The sequence below is a fragment of the Pseudomonas sp. S2_A05 genome, assembly GCF_054668485.1.
Window position 1 is genome coordinate 2514702 of record NZ_CP162775.1, and the last position, 20501, is coordinate 2535202.

Consider the following 20501-nt stretch of genomic DNA (forward strand, 5'->3'; position numbering starts at 1 on the left):
AACGATCATGACGACTGCCTTCGATGCGCCGCTTAACGAAGCACTGCGTGACGCGATGCTCGCCCTGTATCTGCACGAAGCAATACCCAGCGATCCCTACCTGATCGAGCAAGGGCTGGCTCAAACGATCAAGACCGCCAACGACCTTTATGAATTCTGGTTGCTGGATGTACTGGTCAGCCAGGATGTCCCGACCAGTCCGGTGGCCTGCGCCATTGCCAGCTACCAACAGCAAATCAACAGCATGATGTTGAACCTGGAGCCCGGTTACAGCGATGACAGCTTTACGCCTTTGCAAACCAGCACCTGGCGCGACGGCCTCAATCGCTACTCGATCTGGCCCGCCCTCCAGCAGTTGCGCACGTTCCCGGACATCTATCTGGACCCGACTTTGCGCCTGACCAAGAGCGCCAGTTTCGAGCAACTGGAGAATGACCTCAACCAGGCGCAGATTCAGCCCGAAACAGTACAAACCGCAGTGCTGGCTTACCTTGCCAGGTTCGAAGAAATTGCCAACCTGAAAATCTGCAATGGCTACATTGACGGGGAAGATTTTGCCAACAGTACTTATTATTTCATCGGCAAATCCCCTGCCGAAAATGCTTATTACTGGCGCTCACTGGACATGTCGCAGCGCGCGGTCAAAGCGCCCGCGAGTGCAGCAGGCGAAACCCCGGTCAAATATGACAAGCCGCTGCCCAATGCCTGGTCGGATTGGCAAAAAGCCAACGTGCCCATTTCGGAAAAGGCGCTGGAACACACCATTCGCCCGTGCTGGTTCAACAATCGTCTGTTCGTGATCTGGGCCGAGCTGGAGCTTCAGGATGCGGACGCCGTGCAGGCCCCCGTTGACGGCAAGGCCGACCAGAGCGTCAAGGTCAATCCCAGGTTCCGCCTATATGCCAGCTACAAGAAATATGACGAGACCTGGAGTACGCCGCGGGTCTATATCGAGAGTTATTGCCAGACCAAAGCGCTGATCGAAAAACCGCAGGAAGAAATTGCGGAGCAAACCCAGACCATTGCGGTGTATGACCACTCGACGTCACCTGAGTCGATGGTGCTCATGCTGTATTCGAACTATCAGGGCGTCCCTTCCGAGATTCCGGGCGATGCAGATACCTATGATTTTCTGCGAACGGTACAGATAGACAAGAACTTCAATGTGACACCGCTGCCACCGTCATTCGGTATGGCGCCGGAGGTCAGACCGGCCTCACCTCCCTCCGTCGAGGTCCTCAAGAACGGCGAAGCCCACGTGAGGCTGATCGGCAATATTTTCGCCAATGGCAACGCTGGTCGGTTCCAATACTGGCTTCCCTCCGGCACGCCAATGTTTGGTGCAGTGGAGTACCAGACACCGGATAGCGAAAAGACCACCTGGGATTATCAGGGGTGGCAGTCGCGAATCGAGACCAGCGTGAAAGACGTCGACTTTGTCTATAACCGGGCGGCGTCCAATATCGAGTTGACCGCAAGACTGGCGGCAGGATTCAACAACCTCCTGATTTTCAAACTTTCCGTCTTCGACAAACACGACGAAAACAAGGAGCTCATCAAAGTTACGCTGGTGTTCGATCCTTCGGAAAATCACCTTGAAGTTCCGCTACTTCCAGGCTCCATCATTGAACCTGTTGGTACCGACTTCATGGATGTCGCAGATACGGCATTCTGTTTCAAGGGGTACCCTGATCGGCTGCGTAGCTTGATCGCCGACCCTGTCGGGAATCCGACTGAATTTACGGTACCCGCCACCAAGCAAGGAGAAACGGCGTGCCTTGCAGGTAAACATGCAAATCGAAGGGTGCTCTATGAACTGATCGGCTCCAGCATGGTTTTGTTTACGTCCTTTTGGCGTTCTACCACCGATCACAATGAAATCGATCTTCATCCTTCAGCAGGGCGCTATAACAGCAGCGTGGGCTACCAGTTTTTCATCGCACACCCGCTGAATGTTCTGTCAACAAAGCCGCCTGAAACATTCAGCGCAATGCGCAAGCTGGCGTCTACAGCCATCGTCAATAGCCTGTCGAAGGACTCCTCGCTGACTTATTCGTTTTCGGTCGATCAATCCACCCTCCAGCCCGACGGCTGGCCAGTGGAGTGGCCTGAGGATCCAAAGGAACTGAAAATCCCGCTGATCTATGGTGTTCTGGTTTATCACGCAGGCTCCTTGGCAACCACGCTGATTGGCGGAGCACTCAAGGCGCTGACCGTTGAATGGGCAGAAGTGCCTCCCTCAAACTTGCAAATAGCGCCCAGCATCAACAGCATGATCGACCCGTCTCTGGGGGACAGCCCTTCTTTGGGCAAGGCGCAATTCATTGACTTCAGCGGCTCCGGCATCGAGTTGAGCGACGGGCAGGAACCCGAAGGATCACGTCGGGCCGCTGTGCGCATGAACACCACCTTCGCCCGGCAACTGATCAACCTTGCCGAAAGCGGCATGGAACCCCTGCTGAGCTGGGAAACCCAGACCCAGCACACAGAACCACCTATCCCGGACGGTCAGGGGTCGCAAGCCATGGATTTCTCGGGCGCTTACTACCTGTATTTCCCGGAACTGTTCCTGTACCTGCCCTGGCTGGTGGCCTACCGCTTGAACGAAGAGCAGCAGTACGACGAAGCGAAACAGTGGCTTGCGTATCTGTTTGACCCGACACGACAAAGCGCGGACCCGGGACACCCCGGTTACTGGCAGGCCGTACCGTTGGAAGAGCCGGTATGGCCCGGTCCGGTCGACCCCAGCCTGGCCATTCTGTACCCGGACGATCCGCATCAGATTGCCTTGAGTTTTCCGGTGCACTTTCGCAAGGCGCTGTGGAAACTGTTTATCGAGATCGAAAGCCGCCAGGCTGATCTGGCGTATGCAGAGTTGACGCCGGACGGCCTGGCTGAAGCCAAGATGCGCTACGTCCACATCATGGATCTGCTGGGAACGCGCCCGGATGTACGCCAGATCGACGAATGGTTGCCGCTCACGCTCGACGAATTGAGTTCGTCGAAGAATGTGCAACTGCGTCAATTCGAACAGCGCCTGATCAGCGCCCACCAGCAGCTGCAACAACAGCCACCTTTGCGTATCGGCAGGGCCCCGGCTTCGCAGCCTGCACCACTATTGTGTCTGCGGCCTGACGGCCATGACCCGCTACTGGCGAGCGCGGACACTGAGTATTTCCGTCGGCCCTTCAACCCCGAACTGATCATGCACTGGGATCGAGCCGAAAGCCGCTTGTTTAACCTGCGACATAACCTCGATATGGCCGGCGCTCCGCTGAACCTGCCGTTATTCGCCACGCCGCTGGATCCGCGCGCACTGCTCGCCGCTTGGGGCCAAGGCTTGTCCGGGGCAGCACTCAGCCGCTTGTTGAACCCGCAGATTCCCCATTGTCGCTTCAGTTTCATGTTCGCACTCGCGCAGAACGCGGTGGACAGCGTGATCGCGTTCGGCGCCACGCTACTGTCGCTGATCGAACGCAAGGAGCAGGCGCAGTACCTGGAATTGCAACAGCAGCAGGCGTGGAACCTCGCGGAGATGGCGGTGCAAATACAGGTTCAGGCCGAGAAGATTGATGAAAAAAACAAGGAGGCGTTGCTGGCGAGTCAGGACACCATTCTGGACCGAGTGAGTTATTACGAGAAATTGCTGAAAGACGGTGTCAGCACCTTGGAAATCGGCGCGGGAGCTTCTTACCTGCTGGGAAGTCTCGGCCAGACCGGAGCGACGATTGCCCACGGAATCGGCCAGGCAATGACTGTAGCACCGAACATATTTGGCATGGCGGCCGGTGGCGCACGCCTGGAAGGTGCTGCCAACGGCTTCGCGGCCCATATGCAAGCGTTTTCACACGTTGCGTATGGCGCAAGCCAAACCATGGATCGCATCGAACAATACCGGCGCCGCGCCCAGGAATGGACCCAGGCCCGCGACCAGGCAAAACTCGAAGCCGAGCAAATCAAGGCCCAACTTGCCGTCTCCGACGAACAACACAAAGCCACGCAACTGCAACTGCGCCAGGCGCGAGCAGCACTCAACCAGGCCAAGGCCACCCACGATTTCCTGCTGAGCAGCAATCGTTTCAGCCGATCGCAGACCTACGACTGGCTCAACAGCAAATTCGCCGGTTTCTACCATACCGCCTTCACCAACGCACAATCGCTATGCCAGGCCGCTGAGGCCTCCTGGCAATACGAAATGGGCGATTTCACCCGAACCTTTGTCCATCCCGGCGCGTGGAATGCCACGTACCGCGGCCTCGGTGCCGGGGAAGAGTTGAAGATGAGCCTGCAACAGATGTACAGCCATTACGTGCAGCACAACCGCCGCGATCTGGAAATCAGGAAAACCGTGTCACTGAAGGATTTGACCGGCAAGGACCCGAGTTCAACCATCAATAAACCGTGGGCACAGATCAAGCAATCGCTGATGGACAACGGCACGTGTGAATTGGAACTGACTCAGCAAATGTTCGACGATGATTACGCCGGGCAAAATCATTACCTGCGCCGGATCAAGACTATAAGCGTGACGCTACCGGCCGTGCTCGGGCCTTATCAAGATATTCGGGCGGTGCTGAAACAGACCTACAGCAAAGTTGAAATGGCCCCCACGGTCGGCAGCAGCGTCAAAGAAAACCTGCGATCCAGTCAACAGATCGCCCTGTCGAGTTCGCTGGAAGACAACGGCATGTTTCAGCTCAACTTCCAGGACGAACGCTATCTGCCATTCGAATACACCGGCGCGATTTCACGCTGGATCCTGACGTTTCCCAAGGGTCAGGAGCACATACTCCAGCGCTTGCCCGACATCATCCTGCATGTGTGCTACACCGCGAGATGCGAAGGCGGTTCGCTATGAACGAACAGCCGCCGCCGCAACAGTCGACAATGCAGATCAACACACCGAGCCTGCCCAAGGGCGGCGGCGCCATCCAGAGTATTGGCAAGGGATCGGCCGGCGTGGGTACCAAAGGCACTGCGTCGCTGGAACTGTCGTTGCCGATTTCCACCGGACGCGGTTTTGTCCCGCCATTGGGTCTGGGCTATAGCAGTGGCACGGGCAACAGTTCCTGCGGGATTGGCTGGCAGTTGACGGTTGACGCGGTGACCCTGCGCACGGTCAATGGCGTGCCGACTTATGACGGCACTGACCAGGTCGTGGGGCCTGACGGTGATGTATGGCTGCCCGAGCGCAATGAAAGCACCGGTGAATTGATCTTCCGCACCACTGAGCAATACAACGGCTTGCCCCTGAGGACAGCGTATGACGTCGTTCGCCACTGGCCACGGGTCGAGGGTGCATTCGCCTTGATCGAACATTGGTCGAACGAGACCGACAAAGCCGGTTTCTGGCTGATTCACGGTGCCGACGGCAGCCTGCATATCTATGGCACCACCGCCAATTCACGCCGGGCCGACCCTGCCGACCCGCAGCGCGTCGGCGTCTGGATGATCGACGAAAGCCTCAATACCCGCGGCGAACACATCATCTACGAATACAAGGCGGAAACCGAGCTGCCAGTCGCTCCGCAGTATCGCGACTATCGTGCTCAGCGCTATCTCAAACGCGTGTGTTATGGCAACGAAAAAGCCTCCGCGCACCTGTATGCCTGGGACAGCGGTAGCCGGGAAAAACAGTTGTGGCACTTTCAACTGGTGTTCGACTATGGCGAACGCAGCAGCGATCTGGAACAAGTGCCAACGTTTGAAGAACAACAGCCATGGGCCGAGCGCAGCGACCCTTACTGGATCTACGCCTACGGTTTCGAACTGGGCAACCGACGCCTGTGTCGACAAGTGCTGATGTTTCATCACTTCCCCGAAGAGTTGGGTGACCATCCGGTTCTGGTGCAGCGCCTGCTCCTGCAATATCGCCTCAGCCCACTGGGTTACAGCCATCTGAGCGCGGCGCATCAGCAGGCCTATGACGGCCTCGGCCAGATCGAAAGCCGACCGCCCATGGAGTTCAGCTACAACACGTTCGACCTCGCCCCGCAGCCGCAGGGCTGGAAAGAATTCACGGCCATGCCCGGCCTCGACGATGGTCATCAATATCAGTTGGTTGACCTGTACGGTGAGGGCCTGGCGGGTGTGCTCTGCCGTTATGACCACGGCTGGTATTACCGCGAGCCGTTGCGCGCAGAGACCGGCAGCGACCAGGTCGAGTACAGCGAGTGGAAACTTCTTGAAGGCGTGCCGATGTCCGACGCCGGCAAACCCGTGCATCAGTCGCTTACCGATCTGACCGGCGACGGCAAGCTCGACTGGGTGCTCGCCGCGCCGGGCATGTGCGGATTTTTCACCCTCGACCCAGATCGCAACTGGTCAGGGTTCGTGCCCTTCGATGCATTTCCCGGCGAATTTTCCCACCCGATGGCGCAGATCGCCGACTTGCTGGGTGACGGCCTGAGCGACCTGACGCTGGTCGGCCCGCGCAGCGTGCGTTTGTATGCCAATCGTCGCGCGGCTGGCTTCGCCGAGGCCGTCGACGTGCCGCATGCGGAAAAAACCGCCGCAGGCGATGATGATGAGCTGCCTGTGCTGAGCAATACACCGAGCGAAATCGTTGCATTCGCCGATCTCATCGGCAGCGGTCAGCAACATCTGGTGCGGATCCGTCATAACGAAGTCAAGTGCTGGCCGAATTTGGGACATGGTCGTTTCGGCAAAGGCTTTGTGCTGTGCACCCTGCCCTTCGCCTACGATGAATTCAACGCCTCACGGGTCTTGCTGGCGGATCTCGACGGCTCGGGTGCGGCTGACCTGATCTACATGGAAGCCGAGCGCCTGCGTATTTTCATGAACCATGCCGGCAGCGGTTTCGCCCAGACATCCATTGATCTTCCCTGGCCTGAGGGCCTCGCCCATGACGCGCTCTGGCAGGTCACCAGCGCAGATCTGCAAGGCCTGGGCTGCTCGAGCCTGGTGGTGACATTGCCGCACATGTCGCCCAGACACTGGCGTTACGATTTCGTCGACGCCAAACCCTATCTGCTCAACAGAAGCTGCAACAACATGGGTTGCAGCGCCAGCGTGAATTACCGCAGTTCGGCGCAGGAATGGCTGGATGAAAAACGTGAGCAACAGGCAGCCGGTGTTGAAAATCCAGTGTCCGGTCTACCCATGGCCATGCACCTGGTACACGAGCAAATCCAACATGATGAGATCACCGGCAACACACTGACACAGCTCTTCAGCTATCGCGGCGGTTATTACGACCGTTTCGAGCGCGAATTCCGTGGTTTTCGCCTGCTGCTGCAAAGCGACACCGAAGCGTCAGCAACCGAGTTCACCGCGCCGATTCTCAGTAAGACCTGGTTTCACACAGGCGAAACCATCGACCCGTCAAGAACCGGTTATTACAGCCGTGACGGTGATGCGGTCGATCTCAAATCCACACTGCTGCAGCTCTATCACTTCAATGATCGCATCGCGCAACCTTTCACCGAAGCCGATGAGGAGACTGCGCGAGAGATCGCCCGCACCCTGAGCGGCCGAGTGATGCGCTCGGAAGTGTTCGCCGCCGGTGACGACGCGGCGACCGCAGTCCCCTATGTGGTCCAGGAACATCGCTATGGCGCACGGGTGCTGCGCCCCAAAGGCAAGTACCAGCCTTATGCAGTGATCTTGCCCCTGGACGCGGAATCCATCAGTTATCAGTACGAACCGGCAATTGCCGACGATCCGATGTGCCAGCACCAGTTAAATCTGGAATGGGACCCCTACGGCCGTGTGGTGCATGCTTTCACGGTGAACTACGCGCGACGCAAAACCAGCAGCGATGCGCCGCCGTTCACTGAAGAGCATCAGCAGAACTGGTGGAAGGATGCTCATGACGATGCGCAGCAAAAATGGTACCTGACGCAGCTCCGGTCAGAATCGATTCATTTGCCCAATGACGAGGCCTGGCGCCTTGGATTGCCCTGCCGCTTGCGCAGCAATTCGCTGGTGCTGGAAAAAGCGGCGCTGAGTGCCGCAACGATCCACCATGAACATATTTTGCTAATGGCCCGCGAGGATGGCGAATGGGCGCAGCAAGCAGTGTTGTCTGCATTGACGCTGCAGCGCTACATCGACCCTCGCAGCGGTGCAACGCTGGATCCGGGCGCCGCGACTTTCGAGGGTTTGCCCGCCTACATGGAGACGGCCGAACTGGACGCCGTCGCCCTCAGCGCATATGACAAACTCGAGGTGGATGGCCAATTACCCTTCAACCTGAAAGAAAAACTCGAATCGCAGGAGGTCGGTTACCACATCATGCCGCTGTTCCTGCCCGAGCAAGATCACGGTCCGATCGATGATCCTGACGATGCGAAGAACTATCTGTGGTCAGTGCACAGAGGTTTCTCCACCTACCACGCACTCGACGGCTTTCATAACGTGCAGAAATACCGTGAAACCCGCAGTCACGGCGAAACCCTGATTACCTATGACGCGTATTGGTGTGTGACAACCGCTGTGACCTTACCGGACGGCTGCACTACCCGCAGCCTCGACGTGGACTACCGCACCTTCCTCCCTGCGGCCATTGAAGATGCCAACCGCAACCTGCAGGAAGCGCGCTACAACGCTTTCGGCGAGCCGCTGGTGAGCAGTTTCCACGGCACCGAACTTGGAGAAGCGGTGGGTTTTGACCCGCTGCAAACCTACGTCCCGCCGGCAGACCGCGACCCGGCCATTGCCATCGCCGATCCGAAACAAGCCATTGGCAACTTCGCCCATGCCGCTTTCTGGGATACGTTCAGTTGGATGGGTTGCATCTCCCGCACGTCCTCACGCTCCCAAGAGTGGTGGGACTGGGCGAAAAGCCAAGGCTACATTCTGCCCGAAGGACACATTTGCGATCGCGCCCGACAGTACCTTGCCGCTGTGGAAAATCCCGATCTGAATGAAACCGAACTCCAGCAGCAAATCGATAATGCACAGCGTGAGCCCGTGTATGCCGTCTCTCTGGTGGCCGACCGCTATCCGCTTGATCCCGATCTGCAAGTGCGAGTCAGCATTGCTTGCCTGGACGGTTTCGGCCGCACTCTGCAAACCAAACATGAGGTCCCCCCGGGCATGGCCTGGCAGGTCGATGACAACGGTGAGTTGGTCCTCGACGACAATGGCAAACCAATAGACGCCCAGGCCCAGCGACGCTGGCGTGTCAGCGAGCCAGTGGAATACAACAACAAAGGCCAGACTGTGCGGATTTACCGGCCCTACTTCGCCGATCAACCGCGCTACATCAATGATCGCTCGATGCGCAAGCATGCTTTTCACGACCAGCAGTTCTACGACGCGGTGGGCCGACCGACCGCAACCGTGCTGGCGAAGCAAATGCTGCAAGGCAATCCGCCGACGCTCAAACCCCTGCGCCGGGAAGTCTGGTACTGGATCTGGTGTAACGTCGCCTTCGACGAAAACGACCTGTTCGACCCGCCGCCGGAACAACGGCGACGCAACTGGTGGACAGGAAGGTGAGCACGCATGCGCAGACACCGCATCTGAGCGTCACTGATGCCCGAGGCTTACCGGTGCGGCAGGTTGCCTACTGGCGCGAAGATGGCAGCGAATCTGAAGCGCGCATCACCGCGGTTCAGCATGACGTTGCCGGGCGACGGGTGGCGCAGCGCGATCCACGATTGTTCGCCGACGCATCAGCCCCCGCCAATCTCAGGACGGTTTACTCACTGACCGGTCAGGTGCTGATCACGCTCAGCGTCGATGCCGGATGGCGCGTCAGTCTGTGGGGCGAGGCGCGTCAACCGCTGCACGATTGGGATGGCCGGGGTAGCGTGCGCAGCATCGAGTATGACGAACAGCTGCGACCACTGGCTGTGTTCGAACACGCCGATGACGGAGAACCTTTGTGCACGGAGCGATATGGTTATGCTGGCAGCAATCCGACATTTGCCACGCGGAATCAGTGCGGACAGATCATCCGCCTCGATGATCCGGCCGGCACGCAGTTGTTCGAACAGTTCGGATTGACCGGTGGAATCATCGCGCAGTCTCGACGCTTTCTGCGCTCACTCGACCCTCCTGACTGGCCGGTATCGCTCAGCGAGCGTGACAAATTGCTCGAAGACGCACCTGCCGCCACGAGCTACTCGCGTTTCAACCCGCTCTCGGAAACCATCGAACAAATCGACGCCAGAGGACACCGACAGCTTTTCAGCCAGACCCTGGACGGCCAGTTGCGAGACGTTCGACTGCAATTGAAGGGCATCGCGCCGAAAACCCTGGTCGGCGCCATCCAGTACGATGCCCAAGGACATACCCTTCGGGAAACCGCTGACAACGGAGTGATCACCACATTGGACTACGCCGCCGAGGATGGCAGGCTGATCAGTCTGCAAAGCCAGCGCGGCAATGACATCCTGCAAGACCTGCGTTATGTCTACGACCCGGTAGGCAACGTGTTGAGTATTGAAGACGCCGCCCTCCCGATTCGATACTTTGCCAACCAGCGCATCGAACCGGTCAACCGCTACCGTTATGACAGTCTCGATCAGTTGATCGAGGCCACGGGTTGGGAGGCCGGTCAGACATCGAAGTTTTCACTGGCAGATCCTGCAGCGATCGCCAATTACACCCAGACCTATCACTATGACTGCGGTGGCAATTTGCTCAAATTGATCCACGACGGCCCACAAGGCCACGGTCACCGCCTGGTCGCCGCCAAGCACAGTAACCGCTGCTTGCCGGTGCGCGATGGCATGGACCCGGGCGAGGAAGATTTGCGCAACGGCTTCGATGCCAATGGCAATCTGCTTGGCCTGCAACCAGGACAGACTTTCAACTGGGACTTGCGTAACCGATTGCGTGAAGTCCGGCTGGTTTTGCGTGAAGACCGTTCGGCTGATAACGAGCAATACCGATACGCCTCAGACGGCATGCGCGTGCGCAAAGTGCGGCTGATGCAGACCAACGCTAAAACGCTGATGAACGAAGTGCGTTATCTGCCGAATCTGCAAATCCGTACCCACAGTGGTACGGGAGAAATACTGCAGGTGATCAGTGTCCAGGCCGGGCGCAGCAGCGTGCAGGTGTTGCACTGGGAATCCGAACCGCCCCAAGGCATCGACAACGATCAAGCGCGTTACAGCCTCAACGACCATTTGGGTTCCTGCACCCTGGAACTCGACGCCACGGGCAAGCTCATCAGTCAGGAGCGATACCACCCTTTCGGCACCACCGCGTGGTTTGCCGGGCGTAGCGAAATCGAGACAAGCTATAAAACGCTGCGCTATTCGGGCAAAGAGCGGGATGCGACCGGGCTTTATTATTACGGGTTCAGGTATTACGTGGCGGGTTGGCAGCGATGGTTGAATCCGGATCCGTCCGGGGCGATTGATGGTCTGAATCTGTTCAGCATGGTGAAAGGCAATCCGTTGGCCTACTTCGATACTGATGGGCGAATTCGTGAAGGCGTCAATGAGGAGTACCCGACGCAAGCGACCATCGGATCTTCGCCTTCGCCGCAATCAACAACGCCATTTTCAGCAAACTCTGTAATTAACGAAAGCACGAGATTTGGATTTCCTGATACACCACCATTGTCTCCAGAAGTAGAGAGCGCAAGCCACTCCATCGAAGTGTTGATGGAGAAAGTGCAATTGACCGATTCTTCGCTGAAGAACAAGCCAACGTCGATTGCCGATGATATTGGTGGTCGCCCTGCTATAGGCGGCGGGGGCGAAGGAGAAATATACGAAAGCGCCGACGGAAAGCATGTCTATAAAAAGTTCAGAGGAGCCGACAAGCGAAACAGTATTCCGGGGTATGTAAAAACCGAAGCCGAGGGTTTCAATGCTTACTATGGAGCAGGGTCGGCGACGGCACTTATTGAAGACAATCAGAGTTACCTCAAGATGATAAAACTCGATGGCATCCCCCTCGGCGACATCAAGAAAGGTTCCATTCCGGCAAGCGGCGCCAATGCACTTTTGGAGATGTTTAATGAAATGGAAGCAAAGGACCTATATCACCAGGATGTACAGGACCATAATTTCCTCTGGTCGGAGAGAGATACTAAAGTTTACCCCGTCGACATGCAGCCGTTCCCCTTCGAGCTTGCCCAGTACACGATAGACTCATACGAGCGAAGTAAAAAACAGTTGCTGACTCAATTTGCTCGCAACGTGAAACGCTGACTTCCATTCCCTCAAGCCCTTGATGGAATGCGCGCACCTCAAAACATATGGAAGCCAGGTTGCTATTGCTTCAGATCGATGGGAAGAAAGCTAAACGGCACCTTCCGGTGCCGTTCGCTTCTTACATTTCCAACATCATTTACGCGCATCCGCCCAGGATTTCAGCAGTTCGCTATAGCTCACCGTTTCACCCTTCGGCTTCTCGTTGGCCAGTTTCGGCTTCGGTGCGCCCGGTTGATCGAACCAGTATTGCGCATCGCGTTCCGGGTTCATCTTCGGCGCGCAAGTGGCCTGGGCCTTGGAGCGTTCGAGGCGTTCCATGATGCGGTCCTGATCCTTGGCCAGGCCATCAAGCGCCTGTTGTGGGGTCTTCTCGCCGCTGGCGGCTTCGGCGATATGGCTCCACCACAGTTGCGCCAGACGCGGGTAGTCGGGCACGTTGGTACCGGTCGGCGACCATTGCACGCGGGCCGGGCTGCGATAGAACTCGACCAGACCACCGAGTTTCGGCGCCAGATCGGTCATCGCTTGCGAGTTGATGTCCGACTCGCGAATAGGTGTCAGACCGACGATGGTTTTCTTCAGCGAAACAGTTTTCGAGGTCACGAACTGCGCGTACAGCCACGCCGCGAGTTTCTGTTTCTCAGGCGTGGATTTCATGAATGTCCACGACCCCACATCCTGGTAGCCGAGCTTCATACCCTCTTCCCAATACGGGCCTTTAGGCGACGGCGCCATGCGCCATTTCGGCGTGCCGTCGGCGTTGACCACCGGCAGGCCGGGTTTGGTCATGTCGGCGGTGAACGCGGTGTACCAGAAGATCTGCTGGGCGATGTTGCCCTGCGAGGGCACCGGGCCGGACTCGGAGAAGGTCATGCCGGCCGCTTCCGGTGGCGCGTATTTCTTCAGCCAGTCGACGTATTTGGTGGTGGCAAACACGGCCGCCGGGCCGTTGGTGTCGCCGCCACGGGTCACGCTGGAGCCGACCGGGTGGCAGTCCTCAACACGAATCCCCCACTCGTCCACCGGCAAGCCGTTGGGCAGTCCCTTGTCGCCGCCACCGGCCATGGAGAACCAGGCATCGGTGAAACGCCAGCCCAGCGACGGGTCTTTCTTGCCGTAGTCCATGTGGCCGTAGACGCGTTTGCCGTCGATTTCCTTGACGTCTTCGCTGAAGAATTTGGCGATGTCTTCATAGGCCGACCAGTTCACTGGCACGCCTAATTCGTAGCCGTACTTCTCCTTGAACTTGGCTTTCAGATCGGCGCGTTCGAACCAGTCGGCACGGAACCAGTACAGGTTGGCGAACTGCTGGTCGGGCAGTTGATAGATTTTGCCGTCCGGCGCGGTGGTGAAGGAGATGCCGATGAAGTCCTTGATGTCGAGAGTTGGCGAGGTGAAGTTCTTGCCTTCGTTGGCCATCAGGTCGGTGATCGATTCGGTCTTGCCGTAGCGAAAGTGCGTGCCGATCAGGTCGGAGTCGTTGACCCAGCCGTCATAGATGTTCTTGTCCGACTGCATCACCGTCTGCATTTTCTCGACCACGTCGCCTTCCTGCAGCAGGTCGTGGGTGAGTTTGATCCCGGTGATTTCGCTGAAGGCCTTGGCCAGCACCTTGGACTCGTATTCGTGAGTGGTCAGGGTTTCGGAAACGACCTTGATGTCCATGCCGCGAAACGGCTCGGCGGCCTTGATGAACCACTTCAGTTCTTCAAGCTGCTGTTCGGCCGTCAGGGTCGAGGGCTTGAACTCGCTGCCGATCCATTTTTTCGCAGCATCTTCGTAGGCGTCGGCCCAGGCAGATGCGCTCAGACCGCTGAGTGCCAGCATGGCTGCCAATGAAATGCTATGTCGCAGCTTATTGTTTTTATCGAACATAGAGACCTCCTGTTTAAGTTGTGGAGCCGCGTTGCCGAACGATTCGACTAGCCCCAACGCATCACAGCCAACAGCCACACCAGGGACAACGCGGACGCCACCCAGATGCTCCAGTCGGTGACGCCGATTACCAGCAAATGCAGGTAGGCGCTGCCGAGAAGACCGATAAACAAGCGATCGCCACGGGTGGTGGCAATCGGCAGAAACCCGCGCCGCAGAATGCTCGGCGAGCGCAATTCCCAGGTGGTCATGCCCACCAGAATCAGACCGATGCCGATGAAGAACGCGGCGGTCGGTGTCGTCCAGCTCATCCATTCCATCATCAGCTCCTCAGACTCGACCGAGGGCAAAGCCCTTGGCCACGTGGTTGCGCACAAACCAGATCACCAGCATCCCCGGCAGGATGGTCAATACCCCCGCCGCTGCCAGCACGCCCCAATCGATCCCCGATGCCGACACGGTGCGCGTCATCACTGCCGCAATCGGCTTGGCGTTGACCGAGGTCAGGGTGCGCGCCAGCAGCAGTTCGACCCAGGAAAACATGAAGCAGAAAAACGCCGTGACGCCGATACCGGAGCCGATCAACGGGATGAAAATCTTCACGAAGAACTTAGGGAAACTGTAGCCGTCGATGTAGGCCGTTTCGTCGATCTCCTTGGGCACGCCGGACATGAAACCTTCCAGAATCCACACCGCCAGGGGCACGTTGAACAAGCAGTGCGCCAAGGCTACGGCGATGTGCGTGTCGAACAGGCCGATCGACGAATACAACTGAAAGAACGGCAGCAAAAACACCGCCGGCGGCGCCATGCGATTGGTCAGCAGCCAGAAGAACAGGTGTTTGTCGCCGAGGAAACGATAGCGTGAAAACGCGTAAGCCGCCGGTAACGCCACGCTCAGGGAAATCACCGTGTTGAGGCTGACGTAATACAGCGAGTTCAGATAGCCGGTGTACCAACTCGGATCAGTGAAGATCACCTTGTAGTTCGCCAGCGTGAATTCCTGTGGGAAAAGCGTCAGGCCGCCGAGGATTTCGGTGTTGCTCTTGAACGACATGTTCAGCAGCCAGTAGATCGGCACCAGCAGGAACAGGATGTACACCAGCAATGGAATAAGCTTTCTCTTGCTCATGGCCGGGCCTCAGCGGTTGGCGTCGGAGTGCGTCATGGCGGTATAGAACAGCCAGGACACCAACAGGATGATCAGGAAGTACACCAGCGAAAACGCCGCTGCCGGACCTAGGTCGAATTGCCCTACAGCCATCTGCGTCAACGTCTGACTCAAAAAGGTCGTGGCATTGCCCGGCCCGCCGCCGGTGAGCACGAACGGCTCGGTGTAGATCATGAAACTGTCCATGAAGCGCAGCATCACCGCGATCAGCAGCACGCTCTTCAGCTTGGGCAACTGAATGTGGCGGAACACCGCCCAGGCCGAGGCGCGGTCGATCCGCGCCGCCTGGTAATAGACGTCGGGAATCGCCCGCAGGCCGGAGAAACACAACAGCGCGACGAGCGAAGTCCAGTGCCAGACGTCCATCACCAGCACCGTCACCCAGGCGTCCATGGTGTTGGCCGCGTAGTTGTAGCTGATGCCCATCGCGTTGAGGCTGGAACCGAGGAGGCCGATGTCCGCGCGGCCGAAGATCTGCCAGATGGTACCGACCACGTTCCACGGAATCAGCAGCGGTATCGCCAGAATGATCAGCACCACCGAGGACCAGCGGCCCTTGGTCGGCATGGTCAACGCGACGGCGATGCCCAGCGGGATTTCGATCAGCAGCACGCAGGCTGAATAGATGAACTGGCGCAGCAGCGAGTCATGCAGACGCGGATCGAGCAGCACTTGCTTGTACCAGTCGGCACCGACGAAGTAGCGGCTGGACTGGTCAAAGATGTCCTGCACCGAATAGTTGACCACGGTCATCATCGGGATCACCGCACTGAACGCCACCAGCAGGAACACTGGCAACACCAGCCACCAGGCCTTGTTGTTCTGCACTTTGTTCATGGCTGCGCCTCCTCGTCGCTGACTTCCGGGAGAAATTCATCGGCATAGACCATCAGCCATTGCGCCGGGAAACTGATGTAAGCCGTGCCCTGCGGCACCGGTTTGTCTTCGGCCAGACGCACCTTCAACGGCGCGCCGTCGAGGTTGAGAGTCATGATCTTGTAGGTGCCGAGGTCTTCGACGTGTACGACTTTGGCCTGCATCGCGTCGTCAAACGGCTCGTCCCACACATGAATGAACTCCGGGCGGATGCCGACCTTGAGGTTTTTCCACTGGCCGTGCTCGATATGGCGCTGCAAGGCGTCGGACAACGGCAGGTGCGTCGAGGCGAAACCGACGCCCCCGGGCTGCGGCTGCACCTCAATCAGATTCATCCCCGGGCTGCCGATGAAATAGCCGACAAAGGTGTGGCTCGGCCGCTCGAACAATTCCCGTGGCGTACCGAACTGGACGATCTGGCCGCCGTACATCACTGCGATCTTGTCGGCGAACGTCGAGGCTTCAAGTTGGTCGTGGGTGACGTAGACCATGGTGATGTTGAACTGCTCGTGGATCTGCTTGAGCTTGCGCCGCAGCTTCCACTTCAGGTGCGGGTCGATCACCGTCAGCGGCTCATCGAAGAGGATTGCCGAGACGTCATCGCGCACCAGTCCACGACCCATGGAGACTTTCTGCTTTTCGTCGGCGGTGAGATTGCGCGCCTTCTTGCTCAGCAGATTCTGCAGGTCGAGCACTTCGGCAATTTCCTGCACCTTGCTGTGCACTTTCGCCTCGGCCATGCCCTGATTGCGCAGCGGGAAAGCGAGGTTGTCGAACACGGTCATGGTGTCGTAGACCACCGGAAACTGGAAAACCTGGGCGATGTTGCGCTTCTCCGGCGTGAGGTCGTTGACCGCTTTGCCGTCAAACAACACGTGGCCTTGGGACGGGCTGAGCAGGCCGGAAATGATGTTGAGCAAGGTCGACTTGCCGCAACCGGACGGGCCGAGCAAAGCATAGGCGCCGCCCTGCTCCCAGACGTGATCCATCTCGCGGATCGCATAATCCTCCGCGCCGCTCGGGGTTTTGCTGTAGCTGTGGGCGAGGTGCTGCAAACGGATTTCGGCCATCAGGCAACCCTCGCGACACGCCGGCCCGGTGCTTGCACCAGACGGCCCTGCGCATCGAAAACGAACAGTTTGTGGGTCGGGATATAGATGCGGATCGGCGCATCGACGTCGTATTCATGAACACCCGGCAAGTGCAGCACCAGCAGGAAATGCTCGTTGCGCACATGCAGGAAGGTTTCCGAGCCGCTGATTTCGGCGACCTCGACGGTCACGGCCAGTTCGAGATCGTCATCGTTGCTCGGCACCAGCGAGATATGACTCGGGCGTACGCCGAAGCGGAACTCACCCTCGCCCACCGGGCGCAGATCGACGTTCAGCGGAAAATGGACGAAATTGGCAAAGCTGACTTCGTTGCCGGCAATGCGTCCCGGCATCAGGTTGATCGGCGGTTCGGAGAACAATTCAGCGGCGAGCACCGACTGCGGCTGGTGATAGACCTCGGTCGACGGCCCGCTCTGGATCACCCGGCCTTCGTGCAGGATGGTCGTGGTGCCGCCGAGGGCCAGCGCTTCGTTAGGCTCGGTGGTGGCGTAAATGGCGATGGTGTGGCGCGCCTTGAACAGCTCGCGCATTTCCTGACGCAGCTCTTCGCGCAGCTTGTAGTCGAGGTTGACCAACGGCTCGTCGAAGAGGATCAGTTCAGCATCCTTGACCAGGGCGCGGGCCATGGCCGTGCGCTGTTGCTGCCCACCGGAGAGCTCCAGCGGATAGCGCTGCAAGAACTTCTCGATGCGCAGCATGCGTGCGGTTTCCTGCACCTTGCTGTGGATGATCTCTTTCGAGATGCCGGCCTGACGCAGTGGCGAGGCGATGTTCTCGAACACCGTCATGGTCGGGTAATTGATGAACTGCTGATAGACCATCGACACGTTGCGCAGCCGCACCGGGCGCTGGGTGACGTCGACACCGTTCATCAGCACGCGGCCGCTGTCGGGCTTGTCGAGGCCGGCCATCAGGCGCATGAGGCTGGTCTTGCCGGACAGGGTGCGCCCGAGCAGTACGTTGAAGGATCCGGGTTCGAATTTCAGGCACGCATCGTCGATCCAGATCTGGCCCTCGACGGTACGGCTGACGTGCTCCAGGGTGAGTGACATGGCTCGGCCTTTTTTATTTTTGGAGTCAAGCGACCGGAGCAACAGAGCGACATTCGTGCCAGAAATGGCAAGTGGTTGATTTGCCGTGAAAATCGTTGATTACGCGAGGAAATGGCGTTCACAGCTGAACACTTTTGAACAGTCGGGGTGATTGACAATGAACAATAGTGAACAACACTCTATGCACGCTTTTGCCCAATCCTGAATGCAAAATGGATCCCCTGTGGGAGCGAGCCTGCTCGCGAAATCGGTGTGTCATTCAATGAATCCATTGACTGAACCGACGCTTTCGCGAGCAGGCTCGCTCCCACATGGGGATTTGTGTAGTTTTGAAGATCGGGCTCATAACAATAATAAAATCGCTGCACTCAGAGGCTCGCCCCCATGGCCGCACCTGCTTCGCCGCTGTCCCACGACGCGATCGTCCAGACCTCCCGGCAACGTTGCCGCGCGTTCGGCCTCGACCACCAGAGCGCGCCGGCCTTCGATCAATTACCCGCCGCCGGCATTGCACGATTGCTCGACAGCCATCATTCGCTGGTGCAGACCACGCATCAGGAAGTCCTGCCCTACTACGAAAACATCCTCAGCAATTCCAACTGCCTGATCATGCTCGCCGACAATCAGGGCCAAGTGCTGACCTCGTGGGGCACGCAGCGCTTTATCGAACCGAATCTGGCCCGGGGCTTTCAGGCTGGGGCGAGCTGGATGGAGCGCAGCAGCGGCACCAACGCGATCGGCACCGCACTGGCCTGTGAGCAGGCTGTGCACATCGAACACGATGAACACTTCCTCAAGGCCAACCGCTTCATGACCGGCTCCGCCGCGCCGATTTTCGACGCCGAGCGCAAGGTCATCGCCGTGCTCGATGTCTCCAGCGACAGCTATCTGCCGCCCTCGCACACCCTCGGTATGGTCAAGATGATGAGCCAGACCGTGGAGAACCGGCTGATCCTCAACCTGTTCCATGGCCAGCATTTTCAACTGACCTTCAACACCGGGTTGAACAACCTCGACAGCCAGTGGGCCGGGTTGCTGATCTTCGATGAAAGCGGTCAAGTGCTGTCGGCCAATCGCCGCGCCGACAATTTGCTCGGTGTGCGTTTGTCCCGCGTCAGCGTTGAAAGCCTGTTCAAGGTGTCGCTGCTGGAGTTGATCAATCAGCCCGAGGGCTTGCCGTTTGCTTTGCAGACCTCCGGGCGCAACCGTTTCCAGTGCTTGCTGAAACGGCCGAAACAGGCGCCGGTGCAAGCGCGGGTGTTTGTCGCCGAGGACAAGCCTGCGCCAGCCAGCGTGATCAGCCTCAATACGCTGCATTTCGGCGACAGTCGCGTGGAAAAAGCCGTGCGCCAGGCCGAGCGTTTGCTGGAGAAAGACATTCCGCTACTGATTCACGGTGAAACCGGCGTCGGCAAGGAAGTGTTCGTCAAAGCCTTGCATCAGGCCAGCTCCCGGCAAAAACAGGCATTCATCGCGGTGAACTGCGCGGCGATCCCCGCTGAACTGGTCGAGTCCGAGTTGTTCGGTTACGAGAAAGGCGCGTTTACCGGGGCCAACCAGAAAGGCAGCATCGGCCTGATCCGCAAGGCCGACAAAGGCACGCTGTTTCTTGATGAGATCGGTGACATGCCGCTGCCGACCCAGGCGCGTTTGTTGCGTGTGTTGCAGGAGCGCTGCGTGCAGCCGGTGGGCAGCAGCGAGTTGTTTCCGGTGGACTTGCGGATCATTTCCGCGACCAACCGTTCGTTGCGCGAGCAGGTGCAACTGGGCCGTTTCCGCGAAGACTTGTACTACCGCATCGGCGGCCTGACCCTGGAGCTGCCGCCGTTACGCGAGCGCAGTGACAAGCAGGCGCTGTTCAAACGGCTGTGGGAGCAGCATCGCGAGCCTACGCAATGGGCGGGACTGAGCCCTGAAGTTCTGGAGTTGTTTGAAAAGCATCCGTGGCCGGGGAATTTGCGTCAGGTCAGCAGCGTGATGCAGGTGGCGCTGGCCATGGCCGAGGAACAACCAGTGCGACCGGAGCATTTGCCGGATGATTTTTTTGTCGATCTGGAGATGGAGCCGGTGGAAACAGCGGCGCCGCTGGGGCTGGATTTGAATGATGTTGAGGCGTTGAATCGCGAGTTGAAGGCGGCCGGAGGAAATATTTCGCATCTGGCGCGGCGGTTGGGGGTTAGCCGGAATACGCTTTACAAGCGGTTGCGGCAGGCTGAATGACAAGTTGTCTGGACGGGCCTCTTCGCGAGCAGGCTCGCTCCCACAGGGGATCG

10 protein-coding genes are annotated in these 20501 nt (G+C 58.3%); 4 read left to right on the forward strand and 6 right to left on the reverse strand.

All coding sequences use genetic code 11. The features are described 5' to 3' along the window. Positions 1-7: 7 nt before the first annotated feature. The 3 genes from AB4O12_RS11470 to AB4O12_RS11480 are packed head-to-tail and all read left to right on the forward strand — an operon-like array spanning position 8 to position 12140. Positions 8-4858, forward strand: a complete 4851-nt coding sequence (locus AB4O12_RS11470; protein ID WP_460061980.1) for a Tc toxin subunit A-related protein — start codon at positions 8-10, stop codon at positions 4856-4858. Further along, on the forward strand, positions 4855-9465 hold the full coding sequence (locus AB4O12_RS11475; protein WP_460061982.1) for a SpvB/TcaC N-terminal domain-containing protein: 4611 nt from the start codon (positions 4855-4857) through the stop codon (positions 9463-9465). The genes AB4O12_RS11470 and AB4O12_RS11475 overlap by 4 nt, the downstream gene beginning before the upstream one ends. Continuing rightward, positions 9462-12140, forward strand: coding sequence for an RHS repeat domain-containing protein (locus tag AB4O12_RS11480; RefSeq protein WP_460061984.1), 2679 nt, complete (start codon positions 9462-9464; stop codon positions 12138-12140). Before AB4O12_RS11475 ends, AB4O12_RS11480 begins: the two co-directional genes overlap by 4 nt. 135 nt (positions 12141-12275) lie before the next feature. On the opposite strand, the gene AB4O12_RS11485 is transcribed toward AB4O12_RS11480, so the two are convergent. Genes AB4O12_RS11485 through AB4O12_RS11510 form a run of 6 tightly spaced genes read right to left on the reverse strand, consistent with a single transcriptional unit; the run spans position 12276 to position 18228 of the window. After that, on the reverse strand, positions 12276-14018 hold the full coding sequence (locus AB4O12_RS11485; RefSeq protein ID WP_016775286.1) for an ABC transporter substrate-binding protein: 1743 nt from the start codon (positions 14016-14018) through the stop codon (positions 12276-12278). A gap of 47 nt (positions 14019-14065) precedes the next feature. Then, positions 14066-14338 carry a DUF2160 domain-containing protein gene (locus AB4O12_RS11490; protein WP_038861868.1) on the reverse strand — a complete coding sequence of 91 codons (273 nt, stop codon included), beginning with the start codon at positions 14336-14338 and terminating at the stop codon, positions 14066-14068. Between the two features lie 10 nt (positions 14339-14348). Continuing rightward, entirely contained in the window at positions 14349-15149 is an 801-nt protein-coding gene (locus tag AB4O12_RS11495; RefSeq protein ID WP_041477086.1) for a carbohydrate ABC transporter permease, read from the reverse strand. A 9-nt stretch (positions 15150-15158) separates the two neighbouring features. Continuing rightward, the gene (locus tag AB4O12_RS11500; protein ID WP_007912484.1) at positions 15159-16025 is read right to left on the reverse strand and encodes a carbohydrate ABC transporter permease; all 867 of its coding nucleotides are present in this window, start codon (positions 16023-16025) and stop codon (positions 15159-15161) included. Continuing rightward, positions 16022-17134 carry an ABC transporter ATP-binding protein gene (locus AB4O12_RS11505; RefSeq protein WP_460061989.1) on the reverse strand — a complete coding sequence of 371 codons (1113 nt, stop codon included), beginning with the start codon at positions 17132-17134 and terminating at the stop codon, positions 16022-16024. Before AB4O12_RS11505 ends, AB4O12_RS11500 begins: the two co-directional genes overlap by 4 nt. Beyond that, entirely contained in the window at positions 17134-18228 is a 1095-nt protein-coding gene (locus tag AB4O12_RS11510; RefSeq protein ID WP_016775291.1) for an ABC transporter ATP-binding protein, read from the reverse strand. The genes AB4O12_RS11505 and AB4O12_RS11510 overlap by 1 nt, the downstream gene beginning before the upstream one ends. Before the next feature lie 384 nt (positions 18229-18612). Between AB4O12_RS11510 and AB4O12_RS11515 the strand changes: the two genes are divergently transcribed. After that, entirely contained in the window at positions 18613-20448 is a 1836-nt protein-coding gene (locus tag AB4O12_RS11515; protein ID WP_460061991.1) for a sigma-54-dependent Fis family transcriptional regulator, read from the forward strand. Positions 20449-20501 lie beyond the last annotated feature (53 nt).